Here is a 21,717-nt window from a genome sequence, read left to right as displayed (position 1 = left end):
CGGCATGAAAGAAGTCGACCTCGTCATTCGCGGCGCGCGCGTCGTGTCCGCGGACCAGATCATCGAAGCCAGCGTCGCCATCGCTGGCGAGCACATCGTGGCCGTCGGCCACGACGACACCATGCCGCCGGCGCGCGAGGAGATGCGCGCCGACGGGCTGTACCTGCTGCCGGGCGCCATCGACAGCCACGTGCATTTCCGCGACCCGGGCTACCCGAACAAGGAAACCTGGAAGACCGGTTCTGCCGCCGCCGCCATGGGCGGTGTGACCACCGTGTTCGAGATGCCCAACACCAATCCCGCGACGGGCACCGTCGAGGCCCTGCGCCTGAAGCAGAAGGCGGCCGAGTCGTCGTATTGCGACTTCGGCATCCACGGCCTGCTGGGCGACGACACGGTGGACCGGCTCGAAGAACTGCTCGACGCGGGCGTTACCAGCTTCAAGGCCTTCGTCGGCAATACCTTCGGCAACCTGCCCGCGCCCACCGATGGTGCCTTGCTCGAGGGCTTCGAGAAGCTCGCGCCGCTGGGCATCCGCACGGTGGTGCATGCGGAGAACTCGTCGATCCTGCAGCGCCGCCAGCAGAAGATGAAGGCGGCCGGCCGCATCGACGCCATGGCGCACCTGGCCGCGCGTCCCGCCGTGGCCGAGATCGAGGCCATTGGCCGCGTGCTCACACTGGCCGAGTGGACCGGCGCGCGCGTGCACATCGCGCACCACAGCGCGGCCGATTCGCTCTTCCTGCTGCGCGAAGCCAAGCGCCGCGGCGTCGACGTGACGGCCGAGACCTGCCCGCAGTACCTGCTGCTCAACACCGGCCACATGCTGAAGCTCGGCGGCGTGATGCGGCTCAACCCGCCCATTCGCGAGGCGCGGCACAACCAGCCGCTGTGGGACGCGCTGCTCGACGGCACGCTCGACATGATCGCCACCGACCACGCGCCGCACACCCCCGAGGAGAAGACCCGCGAGAGCATCTGGGACTGCGACTGCGGCTTTCCGGGCGTCGAAACGCAGATGCCGCTGATGTTGACCGAGGTGAACCGCGAACGCGCCACGCTGATGGACTACGTGCGCTGGAGCGCGGTGAACCCTGCCCGGGCCTGGGGCCTGTACGGCACCAAGGGCGTGATCGCGCCGGGCGCGCACGCCGACATCGCCATCGTCGACATGCAGCGCGCCGGTACGCTGTCGCAGAACCGGCTGCAGAGCATCAGCAAGATCTCGCCGTGGAACGGCCGCGCGGTGAAGGGCTACCCGCTGCACACGCTGCTGCGCGGGCGCTTCGTGATGCGCGAGGGCAAGCTGGTGGCCGACGCGGTCGGCTGGGGGCGTTCGGTGAAGGGCGTGCAGAAGATGCCCGTGGCCAGGCCGCGCAACACCGAGCACTACAGCAGCGCCATCCTGCAGACGCCGGCCGGCGTGCCTGCGACGGCCGTGCCGGTGGGTGCGGTGGATTGGGACGCGGCATGAGCGCGGCACGTGTGCAGCAGGTGCAGGTCTGGCGCATTCCGTGCAGTGGGCCGGGCGACCTGAGCGGCGCCAGGGCGCTGATCGATGCGGGCGAGATCGTCGCGGCCGACATCGTGGCCGTGATGGGAAAGACCGAAGGCAACGGCTGCGTCAACGACTTCACGCGCGAGTACGCATCCAGTGCCTGGTGCCATCTGCTGGCGCCCGCGCTGGGCTGCACGCCCGACGCGGTGCATGCCCGCGTGGCGCTGGTGATGTCGGGCGGCACCGAAGGCGTGCTGTCGCCGCACTTCACGGTGTTCACGCGGCGCTGGGTGTCCGGCGCGCCGGCCAGCCGGGGCAAGCGCCTCGTGGTCGGCGTCGCGCACACGCGCGCCTTCCTGCCGGAGGAATTGGGCCGCACCGCACAGGTCGACGCCACAGCTGAAGCCGTGGCCGAGGCCATGCGCGATGCGGGCATCGAGAGCGTGGACGACGTGCACTTCGTGCAGGTCAAGTGCCCGCTGCTCACCGCGGCCAAGGTATCCGCCGCGCTGGCACGCGGCGCCGCACCCGTGACCCACGACAGCTATGAGTCGATGGGCTATTCGCGCGGCGCATCGGCGCTTGGTGTCGCGGTCGCGCTCGGCGAAGTCGCCCGCGAAGAGGTCTGCGATGCCAGCGTGATGAGCGACTGGCGGCTGTTTTCCGCGCGCGCGTCGGCCTCGGCCGGCATCGAGCTGGAAGACAACGTCGTCATCGTGCTCGGCGAGGCGCAGGGCAGCGCCTCGGCGTTCCGCATCGCCCATGCGGTGATGCGCGATGCGATCGACGCCGCGAGCGTGCGCGCCTTGCTGCGCGATGCCTTCGGGCTCGACCCGGAGCGCGATGCGCAGGCCTTGTCGGGGCGGCTCGTGAACCTGCTCGCGAAGGCCGAGGCCAGCCCCGACGGCCGCGTGCGCGGCACGCGCCACACCATGCTCAACGACTCCGACATCCACTCGACGCGCCATGCGCGTGCCGTGGTGGGCGGCGTGCTGGCCTCGGTGGCCGGCCACACGGCGCTGTACGTATCGGGCGGCGCCGAGCACCAGGGGCCCGCGGGCGGCGGCCCGGTGGCCGCGATCCTGCGGGTGGACGACACGGACCCCACATTTTCCTGAAGGACCTCATGGGCAACGCGTTCATCCAACTGTCCGACGTGATGCTGCGCTATGGCGGCGGCACCATCGCGCTGGACCATACGACGCTGGACATCGAGAAGGGCGACTTCGTCGCCCTGGTAGGCCCGAGCGGCTGCGGCAAGTCGACCATCCTGAAGCTGGTGGCCGGCCTGCTGAGGCCGAGCGCGGGCGCGGTGATCGCCGGCGGGCGCGAAGTGGGCGCGGCCGGCACGCTGGCCCCGGCGGGTGTGCATGCGTCGACGGCGCCGCGCCTTCGCATCGGCCTCGCCTTCCAGAACCCGACCATGCTGCCGTGGCTCACGATCCGCGAGAACGTGATGATCCCGCTGAAGATCGTCGAGCCCTTCCGGCAGCACTACCGCAGCAAGAAGCGCGGCGAATATGCCGAGCGCGCCGATGCGCTGCTGGCGCAGGTGGGGCTCAAGGGCTTCGGCGACAAGCGGCCGTGGCAGCTGTCGGGCGGCATGCTGCAGCGCGCCTCGCTGTGCCGCGCGCTGGTGCACGAGCCCGAGCTGCTGCTGCTCGACGAGCCCTTCGGCGCGCTCGACCAGTTCACGCGCGAGGAGCTGTGGGACATCATGCAGACGCTGTGGATCGCCAAGCGCCCGACCGTGCTGCTGGTGACGCACGACCTGCGCGAGTCGGCCTATCTGGCCAACCGCATCTGCGTGATGAGCGCGCGGCCGGGGCGCATTCTCGAAACGCGCGACGTGGGCTTCGCGCGGCCGCGCACGCTGGAGAGCAGCTACGCGCCCGAGTTCGCGGCGCTGGTGCAGCAACTGCGCATGCGCATCGCGCAGGCACGCCGCGAAAGCGATGCCGTGCCGATGCCGGTGGCGCCCGGGAATGTGCTCGAAGAGGTGGTCGCATGATCGCGCCGCTCGCACGGCAACGCCTGCTTTCCGCGGGCGCGCTCGTCGGCTTCTTCGTGCTCTGGGAGGTGGTGTGCCTGGCCTTCGGCGTGTCCGACCTGATCCTGCCGCGCCCGAGCCAGATCGCGGCGGTGCTGGTCCAGAAGATGCCGCTGCTGTGGCCGCACACCGTGCAGACGCTCTACACCACGCTCGCCGGCTTCGTGCTGGGCGTGGGAGCGGGCATCGTCATCGGCGTGGTGATCGGTTCGTCGAAGCTGGCCTACGACGTGACCTACCCGCTGCTGGTGGGCTTCTCCAGCATTCCGAAGGTGGCGGTGGTGCCTCTGTTCGTGGTGTGGTTCGGCGCGGGTACGGTGCCGGCGGTGCTCACCTCGATGGTGATCAGCATCTTCCCGGTGGTGGTGAACGTTGCCACCGGCCTGGCGAGCACCGAGCCCGAGCTGGAGGACGTGCTGCGCGTGCTCGGCGCGAGGAGGCGCGACATCCTCTGGAACGTGGGCCTGCCGCGCGCGCTGCCTTACCTGTTCGCATCGCTCAAGATCGCGATCACGCTGGCCTTCGTGGGCACGGTGCTGAGCGAGACGGTCGCGTCCAACAAGGGCATCGGCACGGTGATGATGATCGCCAGCGGCAACTTCGACGTGCCGATGGTGTTCGCCGGACTTTTCCTGCTCGCGGCGATGGGGGTGGCGCTGTACGCCGTTTCCTCGCTGGTCGAGCGGCGCATGACGGGCTGGGCCCAGCGCAAGACAGACATGGCCATGGCATGAACGATCTCGTCCGTATCACCGCCGGCGGCCTGCGCTTCGTGGCGCAGACGCACTCCGACGCGCCGCTCACCGTCGCGGCCTTTCTCCGGCTGCTGCCTTACCGGCAGAAGCTGATCCACGTGCGCTGGAGCGGCGAGGGCTGCTGGGTGCCGCTGGGCGACTTCCAGCTGGGCGTGGGCTTCGAGAACCACACCAGCCATCCATCGGTGGGCGACATCCTGTTCTACCCCGGCGGCTACAGCGAGACCGAAATCATCCTGGCCTACGGCGCCTGCAGCTTCGCCAGCAAGATGGGCACGCTTGCGGGCAACCACTTCCTCACCATCGTCGAAGGGCGGGAGCAGCTGCGCGCGCTCGGCACCAGGGTGCTGTGGGAAGGCGCGCAGGACGTGCTCTTCGAAACCATCTGATTCAACCCACGGGAGCCTCGCATGTCCTTTCCAGTATCCCGCCGCGCTGTGGTCGTCGCGGTGTCCGTCGCATTGGGCGCATCGCTTGCGGCGCTTCCGGTGCGCAAAGCACGCGCCCAGCAGCTCACGCCCATCAAGTTCGTCCTCGACTGGAAGCTGCAGGGCATCCATGCCTGGTACTACCTCGCCGAAGACCGGGGCTACTTCGCCGCGGAAAAGCTCGCGGTGACGATCGACCAGGGCGACGGCTCGGCGGCGGCCGTGACCAAGGTGATGGCCGGGGCCTACGACGCGGGTTTCGGCGACGTGAATGCGGTCATCCAGAACGCGGCTGCCAAGCCCGGCACCGCGCCCGTGATGGTCTACATGATCTACAACCGTGCGCCGTTCGCGCTCATCGTGAAGGCGGGCAGCCCCATCAAGACGCTCAAGGATCTTGAAGGCCGCACGCTGGGATCGCCGGCCGGTGGCGCCGCGCAGCGCATGTTTCCGTTGATGGCGACCCGCAACGGCGTGGACGCGGACAAGGTCAAGTGGACGAACATGGCGCCCAATCTGCAGGAACAGATGCTGCTCAAGGACCATGTCGAGGGCTCGGCCGTGTTCTCGGTGACCAGCTACATGAACCTGGTGGCGCAGGGCGTGGACCCGGACAAGGACATCCGCTGGTTCCACTACGGCGACCAAGGTGTGGACCTGTACGGCAACGGGGTGATGGTGTCGCGCCAGCTGCTCAGGGACAAGCCGCAGGCCGTGGCCGGGCTCGTGCGTGCCGTCAACAAGGCGTTGCGCGACACGGTGGCCGACCCCGACGCTGCGATTGCTGCGCTGATGAAGCGCGAGCCGTTGCTCAATGCGGCGCTGGAGAAGCGGCGCCTGCTCTACACCCTTCGCACCGTGATGTTGACGCCGGAGGTTGCGGCCCGCGGCGTGGGCGACGTGGACGACGCTCGCATGGCGCGCGCCATCGGGCAGGTGAAGGAGGCGTTCGAACTGGCGAGTGCGCCGGCTGCAGGCGATGTCTTCGACCGGCGATTCCTGCCGCCGCTGGCGGAGCGCAGAATCGCCGCGCCATAAGCCACCTCGCTCCACCTGTCGACGAAGGAAACGAAATGTTCGCTCGCATGCACGAGGGCCCGCTCGACTGCGCATGGCTGCTGGCAGACCCCGGCGCGCAGCCGGCGCAATCCGATGTGCGCATCGCGCTGGAGGGCGGCCGCATCCGGTCGATCGAGCCGCTGGCCGGCGAAGTTCAGGCCAGTAGCACGCCGCGCCTGCTCGCGCTGCCGGCGCTGGCCAATGCGCACGACCATGCGCGCACCTTCCGCAGCGCCACGCTGGGCGCCTTCGGCCAGCCGCTGGAGGGCTGGCTGCCGTTCCTGGGCGTGGTGCCGGGCATGGATCCTTATCTTTGCGCCGCGACTTCGTTCGCGCGCTCGGTGCGCCACGGTGTCGCGAACCTGATGGTTCACTACACGCGCGTGCAGGGCGGCATGTCCTATGTCGACGAAGCCGAAGCGGTGGCGCGTGCGGCACGCGATGTCGGCGTGCGCATCGGTTTCGCCATCGCGATGCGCGACCGCCACGGCATTGCCTACTGCGACGACGCGGTCGTGCTTGCGGCGCTGCGCCCGGGCATCCGCGACGCGGTGGCTGGGCGGCTCGCGGTGAAGCCGGTGGCGCCCGCGAAGCAACTGGCGCTGGTGGACGAGGTCGCGCGCATGGTCGAGGAGGGCGGCCACGGCGACCACGTGAGCGTGCAATACGGCCCCACCGGCGTGCAATGGTGCAGCACGCAGCTGCTCGAGGCGATCGCGCAGGCGTCGGCCGATACGAGCCGGCCGGTTCACATGCATCTGCTCGAAACGCGCTACCAGCGCGACTGGGCCGATGTCCATCACCCCGGCGGCATCGTCCGCTTTCTCGACGACATCGGCCTGTTGGGCCCGCGCCTCACGCTTGCGCACTGCACCTGGGCGCGGCCCGAGGAACTGGCGCTGATTGCCGAGCGCGGCGCGACGATCGCGGTCAACACCAGCTCCAACCTGGGGCTGAAATCGGGCATTGCGCCGGTGCCCGAGATGCTGCGGCACGGATGCCGCGTGGCCATGGGCCTGGACGGCATGGCCTTCGACGAAGACGACGACGCGCTGCGCGAGATGCGGCTGGCCTACTCGCTGCACCGCGGCTGGGGCTACGACACCACGATGACGCGCGACCAGCTCTGGGCCTTTGCCGCGCGCAACGGCCCGCGCAGCGTGCGCGGCGGGCTGGCTGGCGGCGGCCGCATCGAACCCGGCGCCGCGGCCGACCTGGTGCTGCTGGACTGGGATGCGCTCGACGACGACGCGCTCTTCGCCGAGACGGATCCGCTCGATCTGCTGCTGGCGCGGGCCAACGGCCGCCACATTGCCCGGGTGCTGGTCGGCGGGCGCGTGGTGGTCGATGCGGGCCGGGTGCAGGGCATCGACGAGCCCGCGCTGCGCGCCGAACTGCTGGCACGTATGCGCGGCGCGCTGGCGGCGGACTCTGCCGGCGCCCTCTCGTGGCGCGAGACCGTCAAGGCGCTGGCCGAGGACCTCGGGCCGTTCTACCGCAGCGGACAGATGGGCGGCTGCTGCGGCTAGGCAGGAGCTCTACAGCTTGAAGTCGTAATCCACCGTGATCGGCGCGTGATCCGAGAACTTCACGGTCTTGTAGATCTGCTCGGTGCGCGCCAGCGCCGCGGTCTTCGGCGTGGCCAGGTGGTAGTCCAGCCGCCACCCCACGTTGTTCGCGTAGGCCTGGCCGCGGTTGCTCCACCAAGTGTAGGCATCGCCGGTGGTGTCGGGCTTGAGCATGCGGTACACGTCGACCAGGCCCGCGCCCTCGGCGCCGGCGTCGAGCAGCTTCGTCATCCAGGCGCGCTCTTCGGGCAGGAAGCCGCTGTTCTTCTGGTTGCCGCGCCAGTTCTTCAAATCGATTTCCTTGTGGGCGATGTTGATGTCACCGCACAGCACGAACTCGCGCTCTTTCTTCAGCGCCAACAGGTGCGGGAAGAAGCCTTTCAGGAATCGGAACTTGGCTTCCTGCCGCTCTTCGCCCGAGCTGCCGCTCGGGAAGTAGCAGCTGATGACGGAGAACTTGCGCTTGGGCGTGTCGAAGCGCAGTTCGAGGTAGCGGCCCTCGGCGTCGAACTCGGCGTCGCCCCAGCCCACCACGACCTGGCTCGGAGCGTGCTTGGTGTAGACGGCGGTGCCGGCGTAGCCTTTCTTCTCGGCGAAGTGGAAGTGGCCCTTGAGGCCGGCCATTTCCTCGAACCGGCCTTCGATGTCGCTGGCCTGGACCCGGATCTCCTGCATGCAAATACAATCCGGCGCAAGTTCGGCCACCCAGTCGGCCACGCCTTTGGTAGCGGCCGAACGCAGGCCATTGAGATTGAGACTGGTCAGTTTGAACACAAGGAATTCCCGATGGCTGTAGATGGTGAGAAAAGCAGCGCGGTCGCACAGGACTTCGTCCAGTTTGCGTTGGATGCCGGCGTGCTGCGCTTTGGCGAATTCAAGACCAAGGCCGGTCGAATGAGCCCTTATTTCTTCAATTCGGGGCTCTTCGACGACGGCGGCAAGATCGCCCGGCTCGCCGGATTCTATGCAGACCGGCTGATCGAAAGCGGGCTCGAATTCGACATGATCTTCGGCCCCGCCTACAAGGGCATCCCGCTGGGCGCCACGGTGGCTGCCGAGCTGGCCCGGCGCGGGCGCAACTACCCCTTTGCCTACAACCGCAAGGAAGCCAAGGCGCACGGCGAAGGCGGCAATCTGGTGGGCGCGCCGCTCAAGGGCCGCGTGCTGATCGTCGACGACGTGATGTCGGCCGGCACCGCGGTGCGCGAGTCGATCGCAGCAATCCAGGCGGCCGGCGCCACGCCGCATGCGGTGGCCATTGCGCTCGACCGGCAGGAAAAAGCCACCGAGAACGGTCTCGATGTGGACCACAGCGCCGTGCAGTACGTGCGCAATCAGCTCGGCCTGTCGGTGATTGCCATCGCCACGTTGGACGACCTGCTGAGCTACCTCTCGGGCAATGCAGCCGCCGACTTGGGCGCGCACCGCGAGCGTGTGCTGGCCTATCGCACGCGCTACGGCGCCAGCTGAAGAGAAAAGGAGCAGGGCTGCCGAATGCACCACGCACGCGACGATCACGGTTCACCGGTCCGCCTGCTGGCGGCGGCATCATTCCTCCTCATTGCCTCCTCGTTCTCTGGCGCATTGCAAGCGCAACCGCAGAAAGTGGAAGGCGCCTCCCCCGGCATCTACACCTGCACCGACGCCCGCGGCCGCACGCTGACGGCTGACCGGCCGATTGCCGAGTGCACCGACCGCGAGCAGCGCGAGTTGAACCCGAGCGGCTCGGTACGCCGCAAGGTCGAGCCGACCTACACCGCGCGCGAGCTGCAGGAGCGTGAAGACCGCGCCCGCGAAGCCGCCATCCAGACCGCGCGCCTGACCGACGAGCGGCGCCGTGAACGCGCGCTGCTGGTGCGCTACCCGAACCTCGCCACGCACGACCGCGAGCGCAGCGAGGCGCTGGCGCAGATCGATGCCGTGACCCAGGCGGCGAAGAAGCGCATTGCCGAGCTGGGCGAAGACCGCAAGAAGATCGACGAGGAGCTGGAGTTCTACAAGCAGGACACCAGCAAGGCGCCGGGCGCGGTACGCCGCAAGCTCGACGACAACACGCAGAGCACGGCGGTGCAGAACCGCTTCATTGCGGAGCAGGAAGAAGAGAAGAAGCGGGTGAATGCGCGCTTCGACGAAGAGCGCACGCGGCTCAAAACGCTGTGGTCACCGCAAAACGGCGGCAACCCCCGTTGATGAACCTGCCGGGGCCTTGCGCAAGGCCCCGGTTTTCTGCCGTCAGCCCAGCTTGGCTTTCAGCAGCTCGGTGACCTGCGCCGGGTTGGCCTTGCCGCCGCTGGCCTTCATGACCTGACCGACAAGGGCGTTGAGCGCCTTCTCCTTGCCGCCTCGGTATTCCTCGACGTTCTTGGCGTTCTTCGCGATCACTTCGTCGAGGATCTTGTCGAGCGCGCCGGTGTCGTTCATCGGCTTCAGGTCTTTGGCCTCGATGATCGCGTCGACATCGCTGCCTTCGCCGGTCCACAGGGCTTCGAACACCTGGCGCGCGGCGTTGTTCGGCAGCGTGCCGTCGGCGATGCGCTTCACCAGCTGGGCTAGTTGCTGCGCCTTCACTGGTGCGGCCTCGATGCCGATTTCGGCGGCGTTCAGGCGGCGCGCCATCTCGCCGGTGATCCAGTTGCTGGCGAGCTTGGGCGTAGCGCCCGCGTTCACGGCTTCGTCGAAGTAGGCGGCGAGTGCGGCGCTTTGCGTGAGCTGCGCCGCGTCGTATTCCGACAGGCCGTGGTCGCGCACATAGCGCTCGGCCATCGCGCGCGGCAGCTCGGGCATGGTGGCCTTCACGCGCTCGATCCAGTCGGCGGCGATGACCAGCGGTGGCAGGTCAGGGTCGGGAAAGTAGCGGTAGTCGGCCGAGTCTTCCTTGGCACGCATCGCGCGTGTCTCGCCGGTGCCTTCGTTGAACAGCACGGTGGCCTGCTCGATCTTGCGGCCGTCCTCGATCTCCTCGATCTGCCAGCGGATCTCGTAGTCGATGGCCTGCTGCATGTGCTTGAAGCTGTTCAGGTTCTTGATCTCGCGGCGCGTGCCGAGCTTGTCGCCGGGCTTGCGCACCGACACGTTGGCGTCGCAGCGGAAGCTGCCTTCCTGCATGTTGCCGTCGCAGATGCCGATCCACGTGACGATCTTGTGCAGCTCGCGCGCATAGGCCACGGCCTCAGCGGTGGAGCGCATGTCGGGTTCGGTCACGATCTCCAGCAGCGGCGTGCCGGCGCGGTTCAGGTCGATGCCGCTCTGGCCGATGAAATCTTCGTGCAGCGACTTGCCCGCGTCTTCCTCGAGGTGGGCACGCACGAGGCGCACGGTCTTCTGCTCTTCGCCGAGGAAGAACGAGACCGAGCCGCCCTGCACCACGGGAATCTCGAACTGGCTGATCTGGTAGCCCTTGGGCAGGTCAGGGTAGAAGTAATTCTTGCGTGCGAACACGCTGCGCGGCGCGATGTGCGAGCCCAGCGCCAGGCCGAGCTTGATGGCGCGTTCGACGGCGCCCTTGTTCATCACGGGCAGCGTGCCGGGCAGTGCCAGGTCGACCGCGCAGGCCTGTGTGTTGGGCTCGGCACCGAAAGCGGTGGATGCGCGGCTGAAGATCTTGCTCGCGGTCGACAGTTGCGCGTGCGTCTCGAAGCCGATGATGACTTCATAGCCGCGCACCAGCGGACCGGTCGGGCGGCCCTGTTGTTGTGCTTCGAATGTGTTCACGGTCTCGCTCATCTCAAAAGCCCTCCGGTGTGCGCGCGTGCCAGTCGGTGGCCTGCTGGAAGCGGTGCGCTGCATTCAGCAGCTTCGCTTCGCCGAAGTAGTTGCCGATCAGCTGCAGGCCCACGGGCATGCCGCCGTCGAAGCCCGCGGGCACGCTCATGCCGGGCAGGCCGGCCAGCGAGGCGGGCAGCGTGAAGATGTCGGCGAGGTAGTCGGCCACGGGGTCGTCGCCGTGTTCGCCGAGCTTCCAAGCGGTGGTGGGCGCGGCGGGGCCGGCGATCACGTCGCACTGCTTGAAGGCCTGCTGGAAGTCGTCGGCGATCATGCGGCGCACTTTTTGCGCCTGCAGGTAGTAGGCGTCGTAGTAGCCGTGCGAGAGCACGTAGGTGCCGATCATGATGCGGCGCTTGACTTCGTCGCCGAAGCCTTCGGCGCGCGTGCGTTCGTACATCTGGGTCAGCGCGCTTCTCTCTCGTTCGTCCTTCGGATCGTAGGAGGCCTGCGTGCGATGCCCGAACTTCACGCCGTCGAAGCGGCTCAGGTTGCTCGAGGCCTCAGCCGCGGCAATGATGTAGTACACGGGGATCGACAGCTCGGTGCGCGGCAGCGTGACTTCGACGCGCTTTGCGCCGAGCTTCTCGTACTGCGTAAGCGCCGCGTCGATGGCCGCGCGCACGCCGGGCGCCACGCCTTCGCCGAAGAACTCCTTCGGCACACCGATGCGCAGGCCTTCGAGCGAGTCGTTCAGCGAGCGGCCGAAGTTCTCGGCGGGCTTGTCGAGCGAGGTCGAATCGCGGTCGAGGTCAGGGCCGCAGAAGGCCGACAGCAGCAGCGCGCAGTCTTCGGCCGAGCGGGCCATCGGGCCGGCCTGGTCGAGGCTCGACGCGAAGGCCACCATGCCGTAGCGCGAGGCGCGGCCGTAAGTGGGCTTGATGCCGGTCACGCCGCAGAAAGAAGCGGGCTGGCGGATCGAGCCGCCGGTGTCGGTGCCGGTGGCCGCGGGGGCCAGACGTGCCGCGACCGCAGCCGCGCTGGCGCCGGACGAGCCGCCCGGAATGCGCTCGCGGTTCCACGGGTTCTGCACGGGCACGGCCTTGTCGTGGCCCACGGCGGGCACGGCGACGTTCTCGTTGGCCGAGCCCATGGCGAACTCGTCGCAGCTCAGCTTGCCGAGCGTCACAGCGCCGGCTTCGGCCAGGCGCCTGACCACGGTGGCGTCGAAGGGCGAGCGATAACCCGCGAGCATCTTCGAACCGGCGGTGGTGGCGAAATCGGCGGTGGCGAAGATGTCCTTGTGCGCGATCGGCACGCCGGCCAGCGCGGGGGCGTTGCCGGCGGCGATCAGTGCGTCGGCGGCGCGAGCCTGGGCCAGCGTGACTTCTTCATTGACGTCGACGAAGGTACCGAGCGACTCGTGCGCCTTCATGCGGCCGAGAAAAACCTGCGAGGCCTCGACGGCCGAAACCTTGCGCTCGGCCAGCGCCTTGGCCAGCGCGACCACGCTCATCTGGTGCAATTCACCGCTGCTCATTATTCGATCACCTTCGGCACGAGAAACAGGCCGGCCTCGACGGCCGGGGCGCTCTTCTGGTTGGCTTCGCGGTTATTGGGTTCGCTCACCACGTCGTCGCGCAGGCGCAGCGTGATGTCTTCGAGCGCGGCCACCGGGTGGGCCAGCGGTTCGACGCCCGTGGTGTCCACGGAACGCATACGTTCGACTAAATCGAAAAAGCCGTTGATCTGGCTGAGCATGCGCTCGCTTTCATCGGAGGCAAGCTGCAGCCTCGCCAGCGAGGCAATGCGCTCAATATCGGAAGCGGAGAGTGACATAGGTCGGAACGGCCCAAAAAAGCGAAGGTAATCGCACGCCGAAGCGGGTGCTAATACAGGAATCAGAGGGGATTCGGGTATTATCCCGCCTTTGCCGCAACCCCCGCGAACGCGCCGGCTTTTGCGCCAAAAACGATCAATTCACCCCGTCAAACGACCCAAAAAATAGAGTGACGACCTGCCGATGCGCAGGCCGTACTCAGAGGAATTCCGCACATGTTTGGAGCTTTCCGTCGGTACTTTTCCACCGACCTTGCGATCGACCTCGGCACCGCCAACACCCTGATATTTGCCCGTAACAAGGGCATCGTGCTGGACGAGCCCTCGGTTGTCGCCATTCGCCACGAAGGTGGCCCCCACGGCAAGAAGGTGATCCAGGCCGTCGGCCGCGAGGCCAAGGCCATGCTGGGCAAGGTGCCCGGCAACATCGAGGCGATCCGCCCGATGAAGGACGGCGTCATTGCCGACTTCGTGATCACCGAGCAGATGATCAAGCAGTTCATCAAGATGGTGCACCCGCGCACGCTGCTCACGCCGAGCCCGCGCATCATCATCTGCGTGCCCTGCGGCTCCACCCAGGTCGAGCGCCGCGCCATCAAGGACGCAGCCGAAGCAGCTGGCGCCACCTCGGTCTATCTCATCGAAGAACCAATGGCCGCGGCCATCGGCGCGGGCCTGCCCGTCAGCGAAGCCTCTGGCTCGATGGTGGTGGACATCGGCGGCGGCACCACCGAAGTGGGCGTCATCAGCCTGGGCGGCATGGTCTACAAGGGCTCCGTCCGCGTCGGCGGCGACCGCTTCGACGAAGCCATCATCAACTACATCCGCCGCAACTACGGCATGCTGATCGGCGAGCCGACGGCCGAAGTCATCAAGAAGAACATCGGCTCGGCCTTCCCGGGCTCCGAAGTCAAGGAAATGGAAGTCAAGGGCCGCAACCTTTCCGAAGGCGTGCCGCGCAGCTTCACCATCAGCAGCAACGAAGTGCTGGAAGCCCTGACCGATCCGCTCAACAACATCGTCTCGGCCGTGAAGAACGCGCTGGAACAGACGCCGCCCGAGCTGGGCGCCGACATCGCCGAGCGCGGCATGATGCTGACCGGCGGCGGCGCGTTGCTGCGCGACCTCGACCGCCTGCTGGCCGAGGAAACCGGCCTGCCGGTGCTGGTGGCCGAAGACCCGCTGACCTGCGTGGTGCGCGGCTGCGGCATTGCGCTGGAACGCATGGACCGTCTCGGCAGCATCTTCACGAGCGAGTAAAAGGCGAAAGCCATCATCGGCCGGCCTCTGCTTGCGCAGGCCGGCTTTTTGTTATTTGATTCCGCACCACCGCCGGGTCTGAATTCATGCCTCTGGGCACGCTCGATCGCACAGCGCCACCTCTGTTCAACCAGGGGCAGTCGGCGCTCAGCAAGCTGATCTTCTTCGGCGCGCTCGCCCTGTTCCTCATGGTGGCCGATGCGCGCTTTCATATCGTGCAGCCGATCCGCGCGGCCATCGGCGCGGTGCTCTACCCGGTGCAATGGGTGGCGCTGAAGCCGGTGCAGGCCGTGCTGGGAGGCGGGCGCTACCTCGAAGACCTGCAGACCGCCCAGCGCAACGAGGAAGACGCCCGCAAGGCGCTGATGATGCAGGCCGAACGCGCTGCCCAGGCCGACACGCTGCTGCAGGACAACGCCCGCCTGCGCGAGCTGCTCGAACTGCGCCAGACCACGAACACGCCGGGCCGCGCGGCCGAGGTGCTCTACGACGCGGCCGACCCCTACACCCGCAAGATCGTCATCGACCAGGGTATGACCCAGGGCGTGGCGCCCGGCTCGCCGGTGATCGACGCGCGCGGCGTGCTCGGCCAGGTCACGCAGGTGCTGCCCTTCACGAGCGAGGTCACGCTGGTGATCGACCGCGATCTTTCCATTCCCGTGCAGAACACCCGCACCGGCGTGCGCAGCGTGGCCTTCGGCGACGCCTCGGCCCACGGCGGCGGGCTCGAACTGCGCTTCATGGCCGCCAATGCCGACCTGCAGGAGGGCGACCTGCTCTCCACCAGCGGCGTCGACGGCATCTACCCCGCCGGCCTGCCGGTGGCGAAGATCGAGCGCATCGAGCGGCGCGCCGACTCGGCCTTCGCCCGCATCTACTGCGTGCCGCTGGCCCATGTGACGGCCGCGCGCTACGTGCTGGTGCTCGAGCCCACCGGCACGCCGGCCGCGCCGCCGCCCGCCGCGCCTGCCGCCACCCAGCGCAAGCGGCCTGAAGGCAAGCCCGGCGCGGGCAAGAACGAAAAGAAGCCAGCGGGAGCGCGCCAATGATCAAGCGTCCAGGCCAGCAGCAGCTCCTGCTGCCCGTCAGCCCGCTCTTCATGTGGAGCAGCCTCGTGGTGGCACTGCTCATCAACATGATTCCCATCGGCCGCGCGGTCTGGATGCCCGACCTGCTGGCGCTGGTGATCGTGTTCTGGGGCGTGCACCAGCCCGCGCGCGTGGGCATTGGCGCGGCCTTCGTGTTCGGCCTGTGCATGGACGTGCACCAGTCGTCGATGCTGGGCCAGCATGCGCTGTCCTACACCACGCTGGGCTTCTTCGCGATCACCATCCACCGGCGCCTGCTCTGGTACCCGGTGCTGTCGCAGGCGCTGCAGGTGCTGCCGCTCTTTGCGCTGTCGCAGTTGATCGAGGTCGTCACGCGGATGATCGGCGGCGGCGTGTTCCCGGGGTGGTCTGTGCTGATCTCGCCTGCCATCGAGGCCGCGCTCTGGCCTTTGGTCACGGCGTTGTTACTTGCGCCCCAGCGCCGCACCCCGGAACCGGACGAGAACCGCCCCCTCTAAGCCCTGCTTCCCGCATTTGCCATTGCAACTGCACGCGCCTAAGCTCCCACCGCCATGACCGAAATCCGCAACGTCGCCGCCGACCTCGCGCGCTTCAAGCGCCGCGTGATCGTCATCGGCCTGGCGGTGCTGTTCGCGTTCAGCCTGCTGTGCGCGCGGCTGGTGTACCTGCAGGTCACGCGCCACGAAGACCTGGCCGAGCAGGCCGAGAGCAATCGCACAGCCGTGGTGCCGGTGGTGCCCAACCGGGGCCTGATCCTCGATCGCAACGGCATCGTGCTGGCCTCCAATTACTCGGCCTACACGCTGGAGATCACGCCCTCGAAGGTGAACGACGTCGAGGAAACCATCGACAGCCTGACCCAGGTGCTCGAAGTCTCGCCGCGCGACCGCCGCCGCTTCAAGCGCCTGCGCGAAGACTCGCGCAGCTTCGACTCCATTCCGATCCGCACCCGCCTGAGCGACGAAGAGGTGGCGCGCTTCGCGGCCCAGCGCTACCGCTTCCCGGGCGTGGAGATCAAGGCCCGCCTGTTCCGCAACTACCCGCAGGGCGAGCTGGCTTCGCACGTGCTCGGCTACATCGGCCGCATCAACCAGCGCGAGAAGACCGCGATGGAAGACTGGGACGAGGAAGACCAGGCCAACTACAAGGGCACCGACTACATCGGCAAGCTCGGCATCGAGCAGAGCTACGAGAAGACGCTGCACGGCCAGACCGGCGTCGAGCAGATGGAAACCTCGGCGGGCGGCCGTGCCGTGCGTCGCCTGGCCAGCCACCCGGCCACGCCCGGCAACACCGTGATGCTGTCGCTCGACATCAAGCTGCAGAAGCTGGTGGAAGACATGTACGGCGACCGCCGCGGCGCGCTGGTGGCCATCGACCCCAAGACCGGCGAGGTGCTGGCCTTCGTGAGCAAGCCCACCTTCGACCCCAACCTGTTCGTCGAAGGCATCGACAACGAAAGCTGGGCGGCGCTCACCGAGTCCCTCGACAAGCCGCTCCTGAACCGCGCCCTGCGCGGCACCTACCCGCCCGGCTCCACCTACAAGCCCTTCATGGCAATGGCGGCATTGCAAACCGGCAAGCGCGGGCCCAACGTGGTGGTGAACGACCCCGGCTACTTCAACTTCGGCGGCCACCGCTTCGGCAGCCCCGAAGGCAACCTGGGCGGCGTCGACATGCGCCGCTCGATCCAGCTGTCGAGCAACATCTACTACTACTCGCTGGCCAACGAGATGGGCGTGGACCTGATCCACGACTTCATGAAGCCTCTGGGCTTCGGCCAGATCACCGGCATCGACCTGGGCGGCGAGGTGCGCGGCGTGCTGCCCAGCACCGAGTGGAAGCGCAACGCCTACAAGCGCCCCGAGCAGAAGAAATGGTACGCGGGCGAGACCATCTCGCTGGGCATCGGGCAGGGCTACAACGCCTTCACGATGCTGCAGCTGGCGCAGGCCACGGCCATCGTGGCCGACGGCGGCCTCAAGCACAGGCCGCACCTCGTGCTGGCCACGCGCAACACTGTCAGCGGGCAAGTGGTGCCGCTGCAGCAACCGCCAGCGGAAAACCTCGGCTTCACGGCCGCCAACGTCGCGGTGGTCCGCGACGGCCTGACCAGCGTGGTCACTGCCGGCACGGCGCGCGGCGTGTTCGCGGGCGCGGCCTACCAGGCAGCCGGCAAGACTGGCACGGCGCAGGCGGTGACGCAGGCGCAGAACACCAAGTACAACGCGCGCGCACTGGAAGAACACCAGCGCGACCACGCCCTCTTCATGGCCTTCGCACCGGTGAACGACCCGAAGATCGCCGTGGCCGTGATCGTGGAAAACGCCGGCTGGGGCGCAGGCGCCGCAGCCCCCATTGCGCGCCGGGTGTTCGACTACTGGCTGGCCAACCAGTACCCGAGCGAGGCCGACATGGCGGCCATCAAGACCGGCAAGGCGACCGCGCCGATCGGCAAGCCGCGCGTGGCGAGTGAAGTGGCGTGGCCGGTGCCTGTGGCAACGCCCGCCACCGCGCCCTGACCCGTATTACTCCCTCTCCCTCTGGGAGAGGGTTGGGGTGAGGGCGAGCGGCCTCACCTCCATCGCACGCGTTCTGACGCCGCTGCCCTCACCCTAGCCCTCTCCCAGAGGGAGAGTGGACAAGACGGGGGCAACGCAAGCCTCAAACCACCGTCCCGCTGACTTCCCCGAGGCCGATGCGCACGGCGCCCGCGCGCTCGCAGTAACCGCGAATGATCAGCGTGTCCCCGTCTTCCAGGAACGTGCGCTTCTCGCCATTCGGCAGCGTGATCGGCTGCTTGCCGCCCAGCGTCAGCTCCATCATCGAGCCGGCCTCGTCGGGCTTCGGGCCCGACAGCGTGCCCGAGCCCAGCAGGTCGCCCGGCTGCAGGTTGCAGCCGTTCACCGTGTGATGAGCGATGAGCTGCGCGGCCGTCCAGTAGGCGGCCTCGGTGGTGTTGCCGCGCGTGAGAAGCGCCGGGGCAACGCCCTCGGCGCGCATCTTCGCGGTCTGCAGCAGCACTTCGAGCGTGATGTCGAGCGCGCCGCTCTCGCGGTTCGATGCCGAGTCGAGATACGGCAGCGGCTGCGGGTCTTCCGCGGGCCGCTCGAACTTCGCACGGAATGGCGCCAGCGCCTCCATCGTCACGATCCACGGCGACAGCGAGCTCGCGAAATTCTTTGAGAGGAAGGGGCCGAGCGGCTGGTATTCCCAGGCCTGCACGTCGCGCGCCGACCAGTCGTTGAGCAGCGTCACGCCGAACAGGTGGTCTTCGGCCTCGCCGATGGCAATGGGTTCGCCCTGCGCGTTGCCGCGGCCCACCAGGAAGCCCAGCTCCAGCTCGTAGTCGAGCCGCTTCGAGGGGCCGGCGCTCGGCTCCGCCGCATCGGGCGCCTTGGTCTGGCCCTGCGGGCGCTTGAAGCTCTGGCCGCTCACGACGATGGACGAGGCGCGGCCGTGATACCCGATGGGCACCCACTTGTAGTTGGGCAGCAGCGGCTGGTCGGGGCGGAACAGCTTGCCGACGGTGGTCGCGTGATGGATGCCCGTGTAGAAGTCGGTGTAGTCGCCGATGCGGCAGGGCACCGTCATCTCGGCCTTGCCTTGCGCCAGCAGCGCCTTCGACCACGCGGCCTGCTTGTCGCTGCCTTCGGCCAGGCCAGCGGAGATCGCAGTGCGCAGGGCCTGGCGGTCCTTGATGCTGGCGTTCATCAGCACGTTCATGTCGTCGGTGTCGACGAGGCCCGTCGCGCGCAGGTCCAGCACCTGGTCGCCGATGGCGACGCCGATGCGAAAAGCCTCGCTGCTGCCAGCCGTGCGGAAGCGGCCGAGGGGCAGGTTCTGGATCGGGAAGTCGGTGCCGGCTTCATTGGCCGAGGCGACCCAGCTGCGCAGCTTCGGGTCATGGGTGGCGTTCAGTGCGGTCATGGATGTCTTTCTGTGAATCGGTTCAGTCTGCGGTCATGCCGGCCTTCTTGGCCACATCGCCCAGGCGCTGGTACTCGGTCTCGGTCAGCGTGGTCAGCTCCTGCGCGGTCGAGCCGCGCGGCGAGAAGCCGGCCTGCGCCAGCTTGGCCTTCACGTCGGGCATGGCGAGCGCTTCGACGAAGGCCTCGTTCAGCGCCTTGACGATTGGTGCCGGCAGCTTTGCCGGGCCGTACACGCCGAACCACGGCTCCAATGCGTAGCCCTTGAGCCCGGCTTCGGCCATCGTTGGCACGTCGGGCAGCGAAGGCGAGCGCGTGGGGCCCGCCACCGCCAGGGCGCGCAGCTTGCCGGCCTGGATGTGCGGCAGCGAGGCCGGCAGGTTGTCGAACATCACGCCGATGTTGTTGCCCAGCATGTCGGTGATGGCCGGGCCGCTGCCCTTGTAGGCGACGTGCACGAGCTCGGTGCCGGTCATCTGCGCGAACATCACGCCGGCCAGGTTCATCGAGGTGCCGGCGCCCGCGGTGGCGTAGGGCAGACCGGGGTTCTTCTTCGCGGCGGCAACGAGGTCGGGCACGGTCTTGATGGCCGAAGCCGCCGGCACTTCGAGCACGATGGTCGAGGTGCCCAGCAGGCTGATGGCCGTGAAGTCGTGGCGTGGGTCGAAGGCCATCGACTTGTAGATGTGCGGGTTCAGCGCATTGGTCGAGATGGCGCCGAAGCCGATGGTGTAGCCGTCGGGCGCGGCCTTGGCCACGGCGTCCATGCCGATGTTGCCGCCCGCGCCGCCGCGGTTGTCGATCAGCACTGGCTGGCCCAGCTTCTCCGACACCTTCTGGCCCACGGTGCGCGCCACCAGGTCTGTGGTGCCGCCGGGCGTGTAGGGAACGATGAAGCGGATGGGCTTCGTCGGAAAGTCGGCGGCCTGTGCGGTGTGCGCGAAGAAGGGCGCCGCGAGCAGCGCCACGGCCGCCCCGCGCCGCGTGAATGTGAAGGCGCTCCTCATGGCTTGAACTGGTCCTTCAGCCCGGCCCAGCAATCCGCGTAGTCGGTATCCAGCGCAGGGCTCTTCAGCGCGAAGTTCGTCGGAATGAAGCGATAGCGGCTCTCGAACATGAAGGCCAGCGTGTTGTCCAGCTTGTGCGGCTTCAGGTCGGCGTGCGTGGCCTTGTCGAAGGCTTCCTCGTCGGGCCCGTGCGGCACCATGCAGTTGTGCAGGCTCGCGCCGCCGGGCTTGAAGCCGCCCGGCTTGGCGTCGTACTCGCCCAGCACCAGGCCCATGAACTCGCTCATGAGGTTGCGGTGGAACCATGGCGGACGGAAGGTGTTCTCCATCACCATCCAGCGCGGCGGGAAGATCACGAAGTCGCAGTTGGCCGTGCCGGGCGTGTCGCTGGGCGAAGTCAGCACGGTGAAGATCGACGGATCGGGATGGTCGAAACTGATCGAGCCGATCACCATGAAGTGCGCCGTGTCGTACTTCACTGGCGACAGGTTGCCGTGCCAGGCGACCACGTTGAAAGGCGATTGCTTCATCGGCGCCTGCCAGAAGCGGCCGCCGAATTTCTTGACGATCTCGTAGGCGCCTTCTTCCGATTCGAAAGCCGCCACGGGCGCCTGGAAGTCGCGCGCGTTGGCCAGGCCGTTCGAGCCGATCGGGCCCAGCTCCGGCAGGCGGAAGTGCGCGCCGTAGTTCTCGCAGACGTAGCCGCGAGAGAGCCCATCTGGCAGCGCCACCTTGAAGGCCATGCCGCGCGGCAGCACCGCGATTTCGCCGGGCTTCACGTCGAGCACGCCGAGTTCGGTGGTGATGACGAGGCGGCCTTGCTGGGGCACCACCAGCATCTCGCCGTCGGCGTTGACGAAGGCGCGGCGCTCCATCGAGCGGCCCGCGAGGTACATCAGCGAGCCGACGCCGACCTGCGATTCGGCATCGCCGTTGGCTGCGATGGTGCGCATGCCGTCGACAAAATCGATGTCGGCCACGCCATCGAGCGGCTGCGGGTGCCAGCGCAGGGGCTCGGGTGGCAGCGCGATCTCGCGGTCGGCGCCGGTTGTCCAGTGCGCCTGCGCGTAGGGCTGGTAGCGGCCCGACACCACCGAAGGCTGCCGACGGTACAGCCAGGTGCGGCGGTTCTCGTGGCGCGGCGCGGTGAAGGCGGTGCCGGAGATCAGCTCGGTGTACAGGTCGAAGGGGCCGCGCTGCGGGTTGTTGCGGCCCTGGGGCAGGGCACCGGGCACTGCCTCGGAGGCGTACTCGTTGCCGAAGCCGCTCTGGTAGCGCCGCTCGGAGGACGGGGTTGCTTGGGTCATGTGCTTTCTCTTTCGGAAATCGCGATGAAGTTGGAATGTGGGCCTAGCCAGCGCGGGCCGCTTCGAAGGCTTCGCGCAGCACGGCGAGCGAGCCGACGTGGTTGGCCAGCACGAGCACGAGGCGCGCGTTGAAGGCGTGGCTTTCTTCGGTGGAAAGCCCTTGGTGCGCCTCGATCAGCGCTTCATAGAAATCGTCGGGCGCTTCGAGGTTCGGTGTGGTGATCAGGTGCTGTTGCTGCATGGTG

21 protein-coding genes are annotated in these 21,717 nt (G+C 67.9%); 13 read left to right on the top strand and 8 right to left on the bottom strand.

Features of this window, described 5'->3' with window-relative positions:
* Positions 1-4 precede the first annotated feature (4 nt).
* From allB to ACSFBF_RS24705, 7 genes are read left to right on the top strand one after another with little or no spacing between them, the layout of a single operon-like run.
* A complete protein-coding gene (allB, locus tag ACSFBF_RS24735) occupies positions 5-1,474 on the top strand; it encodes an allantoinase AllB (RefSeq protein WP_435471624.1) in 1,470 nt (489 codons plus the stop codon).
* Positions 1,471-2,616: a cyanuric acid amidohydrolase gene (gene atzD, locus ACSFBF_RS24730; RefSeq protein ID WP_435471622.1), complete on the top strand. Its 1,146-nt coding sequence runs from the start codon at positions 1,471-1,473 to the stop codon at positions 2,614-2,616. Before allB ends, atzD begins: the two co-directional genes overlap by 4 nt.
* A gap of 8 nt (positions 2,617-2,624) precedes the next feature.
* On the top strand, positions 2,625-3,509 hold the full coding sequence (locus ACSFBF_RS24725; protein ID WP_435471620.1) for an ABC transporter ATP-binding protein: 885 nt from the start codon (positions 2,625-2,627) through the stop codon (positions 3,507-3,509).
* Complete coding sequence (locus tag ACSFBF_RS24720; RefSeq protein WP_435471618.1) at positions 3,506-4,282, top strand: ABC transporter permease; 777 nt, start codon at positions 3,506-3,508, stop codon at positions 4,280-4,282. The genes ACSFBF_RS24725 and ACSFBF_RS24720 overlap by 4 nt, the downstream gene beginning before the upstream one ends.
* Positions 4,279-4,692 (top strand): DUF3830 family protein, encoded by a 414-nt coding sequence (locus ACSFBF_RS24715; protein WP_435471616.1) that lies wholly within the window; start codon positions 4,279-4,281, stop codon positions 4,690-4,692. The genes ACSFBF_RS24720 and ACSFBF_RS24715 overlap by 4 nt, the downstream gene beginning before the upstream one ends.
* Positions 4,693-4,713: 21 nt before the next feature.
* A complete protein-coding gene (locus ACSFBF_RS24710; RefSeq protein WP_435471614.1) occupies positions 4,714-5,769 on the top strand; it encodes an ABC transporter substrate-binding protein in 1,056 nt (351 codons plus the stop codon).
* A gap of 35 nt (positions 5,770-5,804) precedes the next feature.
* A complete protein-coding gene (locus ACSFBF_RS24705) occupies positions 5,805-7,319 on the top strand; it encodes an amidohydrolase family protein (RefSeq protein WP_435471612.1) in 1,515 nt (504 codons plus the stop codon).
* A 9-nt stretch (positions 7,320-7,328) separates the two neighbouring features.
* Here the strand turns inward: ACSFBF_RS24705 and ACSFBF_RS24700 are convergent, their stop codons facing one another.
* Entirely contained in the window at positions 7,329-8,132 is an 804-nt protein-coding gene (locus ACSFBF_RS24700) for an exodeoxyribonuclease III (protein WP_435471610.1), read from the bottom strand.
* Positions 8,133-8,144: 12 nt separating this feature from the next.
* Between ACSFBF_RS24700 and pyrE the strand changes: the two genes are divergently transcribed.
* Together pyrE and ACSFBF_RS24690 are read left to right on the top strand one after the other, a co-directional pair.
* The gene (gene pyrE / locus ACSFBF_RS24695; protein WP_435471608.1) at positions 8,145-8,828 is read left to right on the top strand and encodes an orotate phosphoribosyltransferase; all 684 of its coding nucleotides are present in this window, start codon (positions 8,145-8,147) and stop codon (positions 8,826-8,828) included.
* A gap of 24 nt (positions 8,829-8,852) precedes the next feature.
* Positions 8,853-9,548 carry a DUF4124 domain-containing protein gene (locus ACSFBF_RS24690; protein WP_435471606.1) on the top strand — a complete coding sequence of 232 codons (696 nt, stop codon included), beginning with the start codon at positions 8,853-8,855 and terminating at the stop codon, positions 9,546-9,548.
* 42 nt (positions 9,549-9,590) lie between these two features.
* Here ACSFBF_RS24690 and gatB read toward each other — a convergent pair whose 3' ends face one another.
* The 3 genes from gatB to gatC are packed head-to-tail and all read right to left on the bottom strand — an operon-like array spanning position 9,591 to position 12,899.
* A complete protein-coding gene (gene gatB / locus ACSFBF_RS24685) occupies positions 9,591-11,081 on the bottom strand; it encodes an Asp-tRNA(Asn)/Glu-tRNA(Gln) amidotransferase subunit GatB (RefSeq protein WP_435471604.1) in 1,491 nt (496 codons plus the stop codon).
* A gap of 1 nt (position 11,082) precedes the next feature.
* Positions 11,083-12,600 (bottom strand): Asp-tRNA(Asn)/Glu-tRNA(Gln) amidotransferase subunit GatA, encoded by a 1,518-nt coding sequence (gene gatA, locus ACSFBF_RS24680; RefSeq protein WP_435471602.1) that lies wholly within the window; start codon positions 12,598-12,600, stop codon positions 11,083-11,085.
* Positions 12,600-12,899 (bottom strand): Asp-tRNA(Asn)/Glu-tRNA(Gln) amidotransferase subunit GatC, encoded by a 300-nt coding sequence (gatC, locus tag ACSFBF_RS24675; RefSeq protein ID WP_093053537.1) that lies wholly within the window; start codon positions 12,897-12,899, stop codon positions 12,600-12,602. The genes gatA and gatC overlap by 1 nt, the downstream gene beginning before the upstream one ends.
* A 216-nt stretch (positions 12,900-13,115) precedes the next feature.
* Between gatC and ACSFBF_RS24670 the strand changes: the two genes are divergently transcribed.
* From ACSFBF_RS24670 to mrdA, 4 genes are all read left to right on the top strand, one after another.
* Entirely contained in the window at positions 13,116-14,159 is a 1,044-nt protein-coding gene (locus ACSFBF_RS24670) for a rod shape-determining protein (protein ID WP_007833435.1), read from the top strand.
* Between the two features lie 86 nt (positions 14,160-14,245).
* Positions 14,246-15,208, top strand: a complete 963-nt coding sequence (gene mreC, locus ACSFBF_RS24665; protein WP_435471599.1) for a rod shape-determining protein MreC — start codon at positions 14,246-14,248, stop codon at positions 15,206-15,208.
* Entirely contained in the window at positions 15,205-15,726 is a 522-nt protein-coding gene (gene mreD / locus ACSFBF_RS24660; RefSeq protein WP_093076761.1) for a rod shape-determining protein MreD, read from the top strand. The genes mreC and mreD overlap by 4 nt, the downstream gene beginning before the upstream one ends.
* 54 nt (positions 15,727-15,780) lie before the next feature.
* On the top strand, positions 15,781-17,751 hold the full coding sequence (gene mrdA / locus ACSFBF_RS24655; RefSeq protein ID WP_435471597.1) for a penicillin-binding protein 2: 1,971 nt from the start codon (positions 15,781-15,783) through the stop codon (positions 17,749-17,751).
* Positions 17,752-17,893: 142 nt separating this feature from the next.
* On the opposite strand, the gene fahA is transcribed toward mrdA, so the two are convergent.
* From fahA to ACSFBF_RS24635, 4 genes are read right to left on the bottom strand one after another with little or no spacing between them, the layout of a single operon-like run.
* Positions 17,894-19,159 carry a fumarylacetoacetase gene (gene fahA, locus ACSFBF_RS24650; RefSeq protein WP_435471595.1) on the bottom strand — a complete coding sequence of 422 codons (1,266 nt, stop codon included), beginning with the start codon at positions 19,157-19,159 and terminating at the stop codon, positions 17,894-17,896.
* A gap of 22 nt (positions 19,160-19,181) precedes the next feature.
* Complete coding sequence (locus ACSFBF_RS24645) at positions 19,182-20,165, bottom strand: Bug family tripartite tricarboxylate transporter substrate binding protein (RefSeq protein ID WP_435471593.1); 984 nt, start codon at positions 20,163-20,165, stop codon at positions 19,182-19,184.
* Positions 20,162-21,472 (bottom strand): homogentisate 1,2-dioxygenase, encoded by a 1,311-nt coding sequence (gene hmgA / locus ACSFBF_RS24640; protein WP_435471591.1) that lies wholly within the window; start codon positions 21,470-21,472, stop codon positions 20,162-20,164. The genes ACSFBF_RS24645 and hmgA overlap by 4 nt, the downstream gene beginning before the upstream one ends.
* A gap of 43 nt (positions 21,473-21,515) precedes the next feature.
* Positions 21,516-21,713, bottom strand: coding sequence for a DUF2783 domain-containing protein (locus ACSFBF_RS24635; RefSeq protein WP_435471589.1), 198 nt, complete (start codon positions 21,711-21,713; stop codon positions 21,516-21,518).
* Positions 21,714-21,717 lie beyond the last annotated feature (4 nt).

It is taken from the genome of Variovorax nivicola, assembly GCF_051216475.1.
Taxonomy (GTDB): domain Bacteria; phylum Pseudomonadota; class Gammaproteobacteria; order Burkholderiales; family Burkholderiaceae_C; genus Variovorax.
The sequence above is the reverse complement of the archived record's forward strand: the minus strand, read 5'-3'. Positions and strand labels throughout refer to the sequence as shown.

Bases quoted from the DNA above. Each gene is read 5' to 3' on its own strand.
- allB (WP_435471624.1), top strand. From the start codon at position 5: ATGAAAGAAGTCGACCTCGTCATTCGCGGCGCGCGCGTCGTGTCCGCG.
- atzD (WP_435471622.1), top strand. From the start codon at position 1,471: ATGAGCGCGGCACGTGTGCAGCAGGTGCAGGTCTGGCGCATTCCGTGC.
- ACSFBF_RS24725 (WP_435471620.1), top strand. From the start codon at position 2,625: ATGGGCAACGCGTTCATCCAACTGTCCGACGTGATGCTGCGCTATGGC.
- ACSFBF_RS24720 (WP_435471618.1), top strand. From the start codon at position 3,506: ATGATCGCGCCGCTCGCACGGCAACGCCTGCTTTCCGCGGGCGCGCTC.
- ACSFBF_RS24715 (WP_435471616.1), top strand. From the start codon at position 4,279: ATGAACGATCTCGTCCGTATCACCGCCGGCGGCCTGCGCTTCGTGGCG.
- ACSFBF_RS24710 (WP_435471614.1), top strand. From the start codon at position 4,714: ATGTCCTTTCCAGTATCCCGCCGCGCTGTGGTCGTCGCGGTGTCCGTC.
- ACSFBF_RS24705 (WP_435471612.1), top strand. From the start codon at position 5,805: ATGTTCGCTCGCATGCACGAGGGCCCGCTCGACTGCGCATGGCTGCTG.
- pyrE (WP_435471608.1), top strand. From the start codon at position 8,145: ATGGCTGTAGATGGTGAGAAAAGCAGCGCGGTCGCACAGGACTTCGTC.
- ACSFBF_RS24690 (WP_435471606.1), top strand. From the start codon at position 8,853: ATGCACCACGCACGCGACGATCACGGTTCACCGGTCCGCCTGCTGGCG.
- gatB (WP_435471604.1), bottom strand. From the start codon at position 11,081: ATGAGCGAGACCGTGAACACATTCGAAGCACAACAACAGGGCCGCCCG.
- gatA (WP_435471602.1), bottom strand. From the start codon at position 12,600: ATGAGCAGCGGTGAATTGCACCAGATGAGCGTGGTCGCGCTGGCCAAG.
- gatC (WP_093053537.1), bottom strand. From the start codon at position 12,899: ATGTCACTCTCCGCTTCCGATATTGAGCGCATTGCCTCGCTGGCGAGG.
- ACSFBF_RS24670 (WP_007833435.1), top strand. From the start codon at position 13,116: ATGTTTGGAGCTTTCCGTCGGTACTTTTCCACCGACCTTGCGATCGAC.
- mreC (WP_435471599.1), top strand. From the start codon at position 14,246: ATGCCTCTGGGCACGCTCGATCGCACAGCGCCACCTCTGTTCAACCAG.
- mreD (WP_093076761.1), top strand. From the start codon at position 15,205: ATGATCAAGCGTCCAGGCCAGCAGCAGCTCCTGCTGCCCGTCAGCCCG.
- mrdA (WP_435471597.1), top strand. From the start codon at position 15,781: ATGACCGAAATCCGCAACGTCGCCGCCGACCTCGCGCGCTTCAAGCGC.
- fahA (WP_435471595.1), bottom strand. From the start codon at position 19,159: ATGACCGCACTGAACGCCACCCATGACCCGAAGCTGCGCAGCTGGGTC.
- ACSFBF_RS24645 (WP_435471593.1), bottom strand. From the start codon at position 20,165: ATGAGGAGCGCCTTCACATTCACGCGGCGCGGGGCGGCCGTGGCGCTG.
- hmgA (WP_435471591.1), bottom strand. From the start codon at position 21,472: ATGACCCAAGCAACCCCGTCCTCCGAGCGGCGCTACCAGAGCGGCTTC.
- ACSFBF_RS24635 (WP_435471589.1), bottom strand. From the start codon at position 21,713: ATGCAGCAACAGCACCTGATCACCACACCGAACCTCGAAGCGCCCGAC.